Origin of the sequence: Dialister sp., from assembly GCF_047832375.1 — a bacterium.
Taxonomy (GTDB): domain Bacteria; phylum Bacillota; class Negativicutes; order Veillonellales; family Dialisteraceae; genus Dialister.
Map to the genome: position 1 here is coordinate 181,155 of NZ_CP181256.1, position 12,137 is coordinate 193,291.

Annotated in this window: 8 protein-coding genes; 6 read left to right on the forward strand and 2 right to left on the reverse strand. The window is 50.4% G+C overall.

What is annotated here, in order from left to right:
• Positions 1-187 precede the first annotated feature (187 nt).
• The gene (locus ACFWUL_RS00715; RefSeq protein WP_416177502.1) at positions 188-469 is read right to left on the reverse strand and encodes a GIY-YIG nuclease family protein; all 282 of its coding nucleotides are present in this window, start codon (positions 467-469) and stop codon (positions 188-190) included.
• Between the two features lie 2,757 nt (positions 470-3,226).
• Here ACFWUL_RS00715 and ACFWUL_RS00720 point away from each other — a divergent pair.
• The 4 genes from ACFWUL_RS00720 to udp all read left to right on the forward strand — a co-directional run bounded on the left by ACFWUL_RS00720 (position 3,227) and on the right by udp (position 7,746).
• Positions 3,227-4,495, forward strand: coding sequence for a porin (locus ACFWUL_RS00720; RefSeq protein ID WP_416177503.1), 1,269 nt, complete (start codon positions 3,227-3,229; stop codon positions 4,493-4,495).
• A 335-nt stretch (positions 4,496-4,830) separates the two neighbouring features.
• On the forward strand, positions 4,831-6,174 hold the full coding sequence (locus tag ACFWUL_RS00725; RefSeq protein ID WP_416177504.1) for a hemolysin family protein: 1,344 nt from the start codon (positions 4,831-4,833) through the stop codon (positions 6,172-6,174).
• A 2-nt stretch (positions 6,175-6,176) separates the two neighbouring features.
• Positions 6,177-6,641 carry a hypothetical protein gene (locus ACFWUL_RS00730; protein ID WP_297023635.1) on the forward strand — a complete coding sequence of 155 codons (465 nt, stop codon included), beginning with the start codon at positions 6,177-6,179 and terminating at the stop codon, positions 6,639-6,641.
• Positions 6,642-6,942: 301 nt separating this feature from the next.
• Positions 6,943-7,746, forward strand: a complete 804-nt coding sequence (udp, locus tag ACFWUL_RS00735) for a uridine phosphorylase (RefSeq protein ID WP_416177505.1) — start codon at positions 6,943-6,945, stop codon at positions 7,744-7,746.
• A gap of 1,540 nt (positions 7,747-9,286) precedes the next feature.
• On the opposite strand, the gene ACFWUL_RS00740 is transcribed toward udp, so the two are convergent.
• Complete coding sequence (locus ACFWUL_RS00740) at positions 9,287-10,171, reverse strand: AraC family transcriptional regulator (protein WP_416177506.1); 885 nt, start codon at positions 10,169-10,171, stop codon at positions 9,287-9,289.
• Between the two features lie 167 nt (positions 10,172-10,338).
• On the opposite strand from ACFWUL_RS00740, the gene ACFWUL_RS00745 reads away from it, so the two are divergent.
• Together ACFWUL_RS00745 and ACFWUL_RS00750 are read left to right on the forward strand one after the other, a co-directional pair.
• Positions 10,339-10,767, forward strand: coding sequence for a Dps family protein (locus ACFWUL_RS00745; RefSeq protein WP_416177507.1), 429 nt, complete (start codon positions 10,339-10,341; stop codon positions 10,765-10,767).
• 1,096 nt (positions 10,768-11,863) lie between these two features.
• The gene (locus ACFWUL_RS00750) at positions 11,864-12,124 is read left to right on the forward strand and encodes a hypothetical protein (RefSeq protein ID WP_296096202.1); all 261 of its coding nucleotides are present in this window, start codon (positions 11,864-11,866) and stop codon (positions 12,122-12,124) included.
• The last annotated feature ends 13 nt before the right edge of the window (positions 12,125-12,137 follow it).

Here is a 12,137-nt window from a genome sequence, read left to right on the forward strand (position 1 = left end):
ATGCTGCCACCGCTCGAAATGACGGAGAGTGGAGGGAGTCATTTTTCAGAAATACCGTTATCTTTCTGATGACTATATCCTCTTTACCGTCATTTCGAGCGGTGGCAAGCGCCGTGGTGACTGTAACCATAAGAATCGTATGTGAGAGAGAGTCGAGAAATCTCCCGGGAAAATGACTATAACGGTGTTACAGCCACTGACTGGCAAGGTTGATCCATTCCGGATTCATGCTGTCAATGAGATCGTTCTTTTTGACCCGGGACCAGGACTTCAATTGCTTTTCCCTGCGGATGGCGTCCCTGATGTCGTTGTACTGTTCAAAGTAGACAAGGGAATGAAGATGATATCTTTTGGTGAATCCGTCAATGGTACCGGATAGGTGCTCCATGTAACGTCGCTGGAGGTTGTTGGTGACACCAATATAAAGAGTCGTCTTTGATATATTGGTCAAGATGTAAACGTATCCCATCGCGAGTCCCCCTTTTGTTATTTCCCATTTCAATTATCATAGCAATGATTGAATTTTCGGTAAATGGTGAAAGTATTTAAAGCGTGTACTCCCGTACGCAAGAGAGATTTCTTGACTCGTCGTAGCTGTAGCGATTTTGGACAGTAGAGCCATAGGGGATGATCACACTGCTCGAAATGACGAGGGAGGGAAGGGGCATTTTCCGGAATACCGTAATCGCGACGATGACTCCATCCCTTTCCCGTCATCTCGAGCGGTGGTAAGCGTCGAGGTGAGGAGAGTCGTAAGAATCGTATGTGAGAGAGAGTCGAGAGATCTCCGAGAAAGATGACTATAACGGTGTTGCAATTCCTGATTCCGGAGAGAAAAACTGTACTCCCGAACACAAGAAAGATTTCTCGACTCATCGAAGCTGTAGCGGCTTTGACAATAGAGCCATCGAGCATGCTGGCACCGCTCGAAATGACGGGAAGCGGGAAGGGGCATCTTTCCAGGACACCGTACTTGCGATGGTGACGCTACCCCTTCTTCGTCATCTCGAGCGGAGGTAAGCGCCGGATTATCGAAGAATAAAAGAATCGTATGTGAGAGAGAGTCGAGAGATCTCCGAGAAAAATGCCTATGACGGTGTTACAACGCTGACGCTGGTGTGAAAAGCCAGGTATTCCCGAACACAAGAAAGATTTCTCGACTCGTCGAAGCTGTAGCGATTTTGGCGGTAGAGTCATAGAGCATGCTGCCACCGCTCGAAATGACGTGGGGGCGGGAAGGGGCATTTTCCGGAATACCGTAATCGTGACGGTGACTCCATCCCTTTCCCGTCATCTCGAGCGGTGGTAAGCGCCGGAATGAGGATGCTTTCAAAATAGTATGTGAGAGAGAGTCGAGAGATCTCCGAGAAAAATGCCTGTGATGGTGTTACAACGCTGACGCCGGTGCGCAAAGCCCTGTATTCCCGACCACAAGAAAGATTTCTCGACTCCTCGAAGCTGTAGCGATTCTTAACGGTAGAGCGATATAGCATGCTGCCACCGCTCGAAATGACGAGAAACGGAGGAAGTCATTTTTCAGAAATACCGTTATCTTTCTGATGACTATATCCCTTTTACGTCATTTCGAGCGGTGGCAAGCGCCGTGGTGACTGTAACCATAAGAATTGTATGTGAGAGAGAGTTGAGAAATCTCCCAGGGAAATGACTGTAACGGTGTTACAACTCCTAAATTCAGAGGGAAAACCTGTATTCCCGTACGAAAGAAAGATTTCTCGACTCCTCGAAGCTGTAGCGATTTTGGCGGAAGAGCCATAGAGCATGCTGCCACCGCTCGAAATGACGGGGAGGCGGGAAGGGGCATTTTCCGGAATACCGTAATCGCAACGGTGACTCCATCCCTTTCCCGTCATCTCGAGCGGTGGTAAGCGCCGAGGTGAGGAGAGTCGTAAGAATCGAATGTGGGAGAGAGTCGAGAGATCTCCGAGAAAGATGACTATAACGGTGTTATAACTCCTGATTTCGGAGAGAAAACCTGTATTCCCGAACACAAGAAAGATTTCGGGGCTCCTCGAAGCTGTAGCGATTTTGGGCAGTAGAGTCATAGAGCATGGTGCCACCGCTCGAAATGACGGGGGAGGGAAAAGCCATCTTTCCGGGGCACCATACTCGCAATGGTGACGCTACCCCTTCCTCGTCATTTCGAGCGGAGGTAAGCGCCGTGGTGACTGTAACCATAAGAATCGTATGTGAGAGAGTCGAGAAATCTCCCGGGGAAATGACTATAACGGTGTTACAACTCCTAATTTCGGAGAGAAAACTTGTATTCCCGTACACAAGAAAGATTTCTCGACTCATCGTAGCTGTAGCGATTTTGGGCAGTAGAGCCATAAAGTATGCTGCCACCGCTCGAAATGACGGGGGAGAGAAGGGTTATCTTTCCGGAACGCCCTACTTGCAATGGTGACTCCATCCCTTCCTCGTCATCTCGAGCGGTGGTAAGCGCCGAGGTGAGGAGAGTCGTAAGAATCGTATGTGGGAGAGAGTCGAGAGATCTCCGAGAAAGATGCCTGTGACGGTGTTACAACGCTGACGCCGGTGTGAAAAGCCCTGTATTCCCGTACGCAAGAAAGATTTCTCGACTCCTCGAAGCTGTAGCGATTTTGGACAGTAGAGCCATAGAGCATGCTGCCACCGCTCGAAATGACGGGGACCGGGGAGTGCGTATACAGCGGCTAGCCGTGGAACAGGCATACATACTTCGCGGCGCTATATGAATTGATGCGCCGCACCACCACTCTTCACTCCTAACTCCTAACTCCTAACTCCTAACTTCTCTATCCATTGTTATGGCCCTGCTCAGCTTCACAGGCTTATAGAAATTATCTATATCTTCCTCTTAATAAAATTGAATAGCAGTCAATTTATTAGAAAGAGTCCATGAACCAGACAAAGTAGAAAATCCGCTGGTATCGGAATATTTAACGAAATGGTAAAGAAAAAATTAAAAAGGGTATACTTATTGTGTACTTTGAAGTTAGGGGCATGACGAGGTACTTACATGGGGTAATCTTGATTTTACTCGATGTTTATGTTAATCTCTTACTAGACCAAGGTCCCACCCTCGGGACGGTAGTCAGGGTCAGTACGTGAAGAAGCATGCAGAGGAAACACGGTCACTCGAGCGGACGCCGATTCACCGAACTCCCGGTAGGAAAAATAGAGGGACACCAATTCTTTTTATTTTTTTCTAAAGGAGCGAAGAACTATGAAAAAGATTCTCGCAATCGCTGCTGTAGCAGCACTCACCGCTGGCGTATCCGCATACGCTGCAAATCCTTTCTCTGATGTTACACCGGATGACTGGGCTTACCAGGCAGTATCCGACCTCTCCGACCAGGGCGTCGTAGAAGGCTATCCGGACGGCACCTTCAAAGGTGAACGTAACATGACCCGTTACGAACTGGCTCAGATCATCGCTCGCCTCATGGCTAAAGAAGACCAGCTGAACGCTGAACAGCGTGCAACCCTTGACAAACTGGCTGGCGAATACGCTGACGAACTGGCTAACCTGGGCGTTCGCGTTTCCAACCTGGAAAAGAAAGTCGGCAACATTTACTGGTCCGGCGACGCTCGTATGCGTTATCAGGATAACAGTGTTAAGAATGCATCTGATACCTGGGATGGCCGTATGAGAATCAATGTAAAGGGTCAGGTAAACGACACCACCACCATCAATGGCCGCCTGACCTACAACATGAACTTCAAGGACGCTGACGGCAATAACTCGACTTCTGACACTAAAGACAACGGCGTTTACATGGATATCCTCAATGCTAAACATCAGTTCGGCGACTTCGCTGTAACCCTGGGCCGTTATGCTAACAACTTCGGCAATGAATATGGCTGGCGTTTTGGTGATTCCCACGACTTCGACGGCGCTGAACTGTCCTATGCAAAGAATGCTTTCAATGCAAAAGTAGGCTTTGGCCAGTTTGATACAAACTATAACAAGGATGCAAATACTGATAAGACCCTGATTGATGATAAAGATGCATTCTATGCAAAAGCAGGCTATGACTTCGGTTTTGCAAAACTGGGTGCTGATTACCTGAAATTCCAGAACAATGAAGTTCTCAGTGATGAACTCTATGGCATTGACCTGAACATTCCTGTTGGCGATTTCTATGTTCTCGGCGAATATGTAAAGAACACAACCACCAACTTCAAGAACGATGATGCTTGGAACGCAGGCATTGGCTACGGCGTAGCTAACTGGAAGAAACCAGGTACCTTCAACGTTAACCTGATGTACAATGACATCGGTGGAGCAACCTACTTCGGCGGCACCGGCCTTGGCACTGATATTCTCAAGAACCTTACTGCTGATAACGAACTGAAATTCTGGAACCTGGGCACTGATGTAACCCTGGCTAAGAACGTACAGCTCCATGGTGAATATGCATTTGCTGCTGACCTCGACAAAGGCGAAGATCCGGACGATGCATGGACCGTTTCCCTGAACTACAAATTCTAATTTCTAAGAAATCAGAATACAGTTCTATACAAGAAAGAAGCTCCCTATGGGGGCTTCTTTTTTCTTGTCATTCCGGCGATTGTGGGTATATGGAATTTCGGTATTAATGAGGAATGAGGGATGAGGAATGGTGGTGGCGGCGCGCAAGTTGGATATCGCCGACTTATGTGTCTTTATTGCGGCTCCGCCGCTGGACCTCAACTCTCAAATCTCAAATCTCAAATCTCAAATCTTCCATATGTCCAGCCGCCCTGATGCAAGCCACCGCCTGCTCTCCCTTATGATATAATAAAGCCAGTAACAGGCTCTGTTTTGATAAGGAGGAAGCAGCAGATATGGACGACGGCCACATATGGCTTGAACTTTGCATCATTGTTTTGCTGGTATTGGGGAATGGGGTATGTTCCCTGGCGGAAATCGCCATCGTAGGAGCAAGGAAGACGAAGCTCCAGGAGATGATTGACGAGGGGAATAAGAACGCCGCCTATGCCCTCATGCTGGCGGAGCGGAAGGAGGAGCTTTTCTCCACCATCCAGGTAGGTATCACCACCATCAGCATCATTACCGGTATGTTTTCCGGTGCTTCCCTGTCGGGCCCTTTGGGACGGGAACTGGCAAAGATTCCGCTGCTGGCTCCCTATGCCCAGGCGGTGAGCGTGGTGGTGGTGATGGTGCTGGTCACCTACTTCTCCCTCATCATCGGGGAGCTGGCGCCGAAGTGGATCGCCATCGCCATCCCGGAGAAGGCGGCCTGCTTTGTGGCGCGGCCCATGATCATCATGGCCACCGTCTGTAAGCCCCTGGTCCTTTTCTCCACATGGTCCACGAAAATGGTGGTGGGCCTCCTTGGTATCAAAATGGGCGGGGAACAGCCGGTTTCAGAAGAGGAAATCAAGGTGCTCCTCCAGCAGGGCGCAAGGCTTGGGACCTTCGACAAGGAGGAGCCGGAGATCATTGATAATGTATTCGAGCTGAACGACCGCACCGCGGCGGACTGCATGACCGCCCGGCCCCAGCTCACCTGGATCGACCTGGAGGACAGCGAGAAGAAAATCTGGTCCGACATGATGGAGTCTTCCCATTTCCGCCTTCCCGTGGGGAAGGGGTCCCTGGATGATTTCAAGGGCCTCGCAGACCTGTCGGAGGTGCTCATGGACCAGCATCTCCATCCGGGAAAGCCCTTGAAGCAGTCCCTCATGGAAAATGTCCATGCCCCGGTCTATATCCCGGAGACATTGACACTCACGAAGGTGCTGAAGCTTTTCAAGTCCCGTGGGGTCCACGAGGCCATCGTCATCGATGAATATGGCATCCTTTCCGGCCTCATCACCCTTCACGACGTGCTGGAGGAAATCGTGGGCGACATGCCGGGGGACAAGGAAGATATGTTGGAGGAACAGAACAAGTTCATCCGGCGGTCCGAAAACTCCTGGCTCGTGGAAGGGCTTTGTTCTATCGACGATTTTCGGGAATATTTCCACATGGAAGAAGAACTTCCGGGAGAAGCGGAAGGCTACTATAAGACACTGGGAGGATTCATTACGTACCTCCTTGGCTATATACCGAAGGAAACGGAGAAGGCAGTGTACGGCCCCTTTACCTTTGAGGTCGTGGACTGCGATAACCACCGGGTAGATAAGGTGCTTGTAACGAAGCGTAAGCAGAAGAAGGGAGAATAATCATGGATACGGAAGATAAGAAACTGACCCTGCCGGAGCGGCTGGCAAAACTGGAAGAGGAACTGAAGGAGAACCAGGGGTTCCTGCAGACCTACATGCTGTCCCCAAGTCCCGATTTCCGCCCTGCCGAGGAAGAACGGATCCGGGAGATTTCCCGGCTTGCCGATGAAATGATGGGCATGCTGGATGAGCTGCTCCACGTGGACGAAGAAATCCAGGAAGACGAAGGCATGGATGAAGATGTGAACCTGGAATACAAGACCCATACCCTGGGAGACCCGGACGGAGAAGACAATATCGAAGGGGACTGGAATATCGATGAAAAGGAAATGATCCCCATCAGCGAAGCCGAATCCCTGCCGGAGGCAGAAGAACTGCTCTCGAAAAAAGAAAAGAAGGGCAAAAAAGGCAAAAAGGGAAAGAAGTCGAAAAAAGGAAAGAAGAGCAAGAAAAGTAAGAAGGACTGAGAGCCTTTGGAAGGCGCCGGCAATCAATGATACCTGATAAGATGATCCCCTGATATGCAGCTCCATCTCCAAGGGGGCACTTGCTTATCGGTATTCTTAACAGGTGAGGATATCCATCAGCATGCAGGCTTGGAGAAGGGCCGCACCAAAGGCGCAGGATGGATTGACGGGTAAGGCGGCGCAGCCGCTGGACCTCAATTCTCTTCACTCAATTCTCAAATCTATTTTGCAGAATTCCACGCCTTAGATCCAGCAGGGGAATTCGATTAGTCCGGAATATACCATTCCAGGAGGTCCATTTATGGTCCATTATGCAGAAAAGACGGAAGTCATGTATCATACCGGCCTGTCCGGCGAAATGATCGACGGGGCCCGGTACGCCCTGGTGCCCGGGGACCCGGGACGGGTGGAAGGGCTGGCAAAGGCACTGGACGATGATGCTTCCTTTGTGGCAAGCCACCGGGATTTCACTACCTGGAAAGCAAAGGTCAACGGGGAGACGGTGCTTGTCATGTCCACCGGCATGGGAGGCCCCTGCGTCACCTTTGCCGTGGAGGAACTGGCCCGGCTGGGGGTGAAGACCTTCATCCGCGTGGGCACTACGGGATCCATACAGGAAGATTTGAACCTGGGGGACCTGGTCATCAATAAGGGCGCCGTCCGCCGGGACGGGGCGTCCAAAGCCTATGCGCCGGCAGAGTATCCGGCCATGGCGGACATGCGGGTGACCCTGGCCCTGGAAGAGGCGGCCCGGTCACTCCATGTGCCATTCAAGACAGGCATTTCCGTATCCACCGACAGCTTCTGGCCCGGGCAGGAGCGGTACGACAGTTTCTCCGGCTACGTGCGCCGGTCCCTCCAGGGGAGCCTGGAGGAGTACAGGCACCTGGGGTGTACGAATTTTGAAATGGAAAATGCCACCCTCTTCACCCTGTGCTCCGTCATGGGCCTTTCCGCAGGCTCCGTATGCGGCGTAGTGGCGAAGCGCCTGGACAGCGAAGCCGTGGCACCCCATGAGGTCTATGAAGAAGCAGAAAAGCGGTTCCGGCAGGTGGCGAAACGGGCCCTTACCATGCTTATAGGCCACTTCATGGTGACCCTGTGATAAAGAAAGGGCAATGGAAATGGAAAGCCATTTTCATTGCTCTTTTTTGCTGGGTCAATGTTTATTTTGCGTATACCTGTTCCCTGTCACTTCGAGCAGTGGCCGTATGCAGAGTGGCTATACAGATAAAAATCACTGCAGCTTCAAGGAGCCTCGAAATCTTTCCTGTATTCGGGAATACAGGTTTTCCCTTCCGAATTCAAGAGTGGTAACATCGTCATAGTCATTTCTCCGGGAGATTTCGGGGCTTTCTCTCACATACGATTTTTACGGTTACAGTCACCACGGCGCTTATCACCGCTCGAAATGACGAAGGAGGGATAGAGTCACCATTGCAAGTACAGTGTTCCGGAAAGACGCCTCTTCCCGCTCCCCGTCATTTCGAGCGGTGGCACCATGCTCTATGACTCTGCTGTCAAAACCGCTACAGCTGCGAGGAGCCGAGAAATCTTTCTTGTGTTTAGGAGTACACGCTTTTCACACCGCCTCCAGCGTTGTAACACCGTCATAGTCATTTCTCTGGGAGATTTCTCGACTCTCTCTCACATACGATTCTTGCGGTTACAGTCACTACGGCGCTTACCACCGCTCGAAATGACGAAGGAGGGATAGAGGCACCATCACAAGTACAGTGTTCCGGAAAGATGCGTCTTCCCGCTCCCTGTCATTTCGAGCGGTGACAGCATGCTGTATGACTCTACCGCCCAAAATCGCTACAGCTTCGATGAGCCCCGAAATCTTTCTTGTGTTCGGGAATACAGGTTTTCCCCTCCGAATTCAAGAGTGGTAACATCGTCATAGTCATTTTTCTGGGAGATTTCGGGGCTCTCTCTCACATACGATTTTACGGTTACAGTCACCACGGCGCTTACCACCGCTCGAAATGACGAAGGAGGGATAGAGGCACCATCACAAGTACAGTATTCCGGAAAGATGCGTCTTCCCGCTCCCCGTCATTTCGAGCGGTGACAGCATGCTGTATGACTCTACCGCCAAAAATCGCTACAGCTTCGATGAGTCGAGAAATCTTTCCTGTATTCGGGAATACAGGTTTTCCCTTCCGAATTCAAGAGTGGTAACATCGTCATAGTCATTTTTCTGGGAGATTTCTCGACTCTCTCTCACATACGATTTTACGGTTACAGTCACCACGGCGCTTACCACCGCTCGAAATGACGAAGGAGGGATAGAGGCACCATCACAAGTACAGTGTTCCGGAAAGATGCGTCTTCCCGCTCCCTGTCATTTCGAGCGGTGACAGCATGCTGTATGACTCTACCGCCAAAAATCGCTACAGCTTCGATGAGTCGAGAAATCTTTCTTGCGTTCGGGAATACAGGTTTTCCCTTCCGAATTCAGGAGTGGTAACACCGTCATAGTCATTTCTCTGGGAGATTTCTCGACTCTCTCTCACATACGATTTTACGGTTACAGTCACCACGGCGCTTACCACCGCTCGAAATGACGAAGGAGGGGTAGAGGCACCATCACAAGTACAGTGTCCCGGAAAGATGCGTCTTCCCGCTCCCCGTCATTCCATTCAAATCTTCCTGGCTGCTGCCCGGTATTCCCGGGGTGTCATGTGGAAGCTCTGGCGGAAAAGTTTCGTAAAGTAGCTCTGGCTGGTGAACCCGCAGGTATAAGCAATGTCGGATATGGCGGTATCCTCTTTCTCCAGGAGGCTCTTGCTCACGCCCAGACGGTATTCATTGACGTAATCAATGGGGGAGAGGCCGATGTAGGTCTTGAAGAGGCTGCTGCACTTGCTCTTCGATACCTGTCCGGCGGCGGCTATGGCGTCCAGTGTGATTTTCTCACCAAAGTTCTCGTTGATATAGTGAATCATGCGCTTCTGGGTCTCCCGGTCTTCCCTGGAGGGCAGGGGCTTTTTTGTTTCTTCCGGCGGAAAGGCCTGGCAGAGATGGTACAGCAGGAGATGGAGGGAAGCGGCGATCCGGAGACCCTTCAAAGGGTCAGCAGAGGCCTCTTCTTTTTCTATTTCCAGGACCAGGGCACGGACAGGGGCGGAAAGGGCATGGGAAGCGGGCAGGAGGAAACAGTCTTTTTCCATATTGTCAAAGAAGGGATGGATGAACCGTCGGCGGATGTCCGCTTCCCTGGTGAGAAGGGCGGGGTCCATGAGAATCCGGATGAGCCGGGTCCCTTCTTCGCGGATGAGGTCGTGGTGGAGAATTCCCGGGAGCACGATGAGCACGTCCCCTTCATGGAGGACCATCCGGGATTCATTGATCTGGAAAGAAAGATTGCCCTCCAGTACGTAGAGACATTCCGCCTCCTTGTGGTAATGACCAAGGGGGCTGCCGCCGGGGGCATGGGAAGCGGTTTCTTCAGATACGTAGAAATCCCTTGTAGGGCTGCCGGGAAGGGCAGGAATCCCAGGCAGGGAAATGGAGGTATTTTTCATGGCGAGAACTCCTTTATGTAAACGATATAATTATAAAAACAAGGAATATATTACTATTTATACCTATACTTGCACGATATAATTATATCAGAAATCGATAGAAATGAATATTGTTTCTAGAGAAAAAGATCAATAAAAAATCATTCTTATACAAGGAGGAAATAATCATGGAAAAATTACTGAACAAACTGCTGGCGGACCTGGTGGTGGAATACCACAAACTCCAGAGCTATCACTGGTACCTGAAGGGTTATCACTTCTTCGATGACCATCCGAAACTGGAAAGCTACTACGACATGGTGGCAGGCATGGTGGATGACGTGGCGGAAGACATGCTGAAGCTGTCCCTCTCCCCGGAATCCACACTGAAAGGATTCCTCGCCATCAGTGCCATCAAAGAAGCGGAAAATGAAGAAGTTACCTCCGCCGAAGCCTTCGCCTCCGTCCTGGCAGACTTCAAAGTGCTCCGGGATGACGTACTGGCCGTAAAGAAAGCGGCCGACGAAGAAGGAGACTACCTCACTTCTGCTCTTATGGACGACTACATCGAAAGGTTCTACAAAGAAATCTGGATGCTGGGACAGGTACTGAAGTAAAAGAGTTGAGAGTTGAGATTTGAGAGTTGAGTTTCCGCGGCTTCGCCGCTTCACATCAACCTGACTTTCTATCAATTTTCTGGTTCCATACCAATCAGAAAGAGCCCGATGCGATTGATAAAATCGTATCGGGCTCTTTCTAATGAACTATTCCCATCATGGGAAACGGACATCAAGTTATGTGTCACTTCCCACCCTCCGTCATTTCGAGCGGTGGTAGTATGCTGCATGAGATTACAGCCAAGAATAGCTACAGCTTTGATGAGTCGAGAAATCTCCCTTGCATACGGGAATACAGGGCTTTTTACACCGGTACTGGAGTTGAAAGCCCGCCACAGTCATTATTCTCGGAGATCTCTCGACTCTTTCTCACATACTATTTTTAACAGCATCCTCACCCCGGCGCATACCACCGCTCGAGATGACGGGTTGGGGATAGAGATATTCAGGAGAAAATGTTATTTCCGCTATCTACTCTACTCCCATCTCGTCATTTCGAGCGGTGTAAGTATGCGGTATGACTCTGCCGTTTAGAATCGCTACAGCTTCGATGAGTCGAGAAATCTCCCTTGCATCCGGGAATACAGGGCTTTTTACACCGATACTGGAGTTGAAAGCCCGCCAAAGCCATTATTCTCGGAGATCTCTCGACTCTTTCTCACATACTATTTTTAACAGCATCCTCACCCCGGCGCATACCGCCGCTCGAGATGACGGGTTGGGGATAGTGATATTCAGGAGAAAACGTTATTTCCGCTATCTACTCTACTCCCATCTCGTCATTTCGAGCGGTGGAAGCATGCACGGGGAGATTCTTCGATGATAAAATATAATCTGCGGCGCTCTATGAATTGTGCGCCGCACCACCACTCCTCACTCCTCACTCCTCACTCCTCACTCCTCACTCCTCACTCCTCACTCCTCACTCCTCACTTCTCACTCCTGACTGCCGGCCGAGCGCTTTCTCTATGGAATGGGGAAGTCATACGTACGTATAAATTCCCCCTATTGCCATTGACAGTGAAATCATTTAAAATAATAACGATATACTGTTCATGAAGTACCTGCAGAGCAGGGTAAAGGAGATTTTTCAAGTATGAGAGCACGTGGTCTTTTATTTGGCGTGGCTGTGGCCTTTTCCGTATGGAACCTTCTCACGAATGGCATCAATGTACGGACCGTGGCTATCTGCGTCATGATTCTGGTATGCCTGGCAATGAATATTTATAATTACCACCAGAAGCAGCTGCAGCGGCAGGCAGCGGAGGCGGAAGTACGGGAAAAAGAGGAAGTCCGCCAGATGAGGGCGGAAGCCAGGAGAAAGCAGAACCGGAGAAACCGGAAGCATAGAAAATAAGGGGAATGGGATT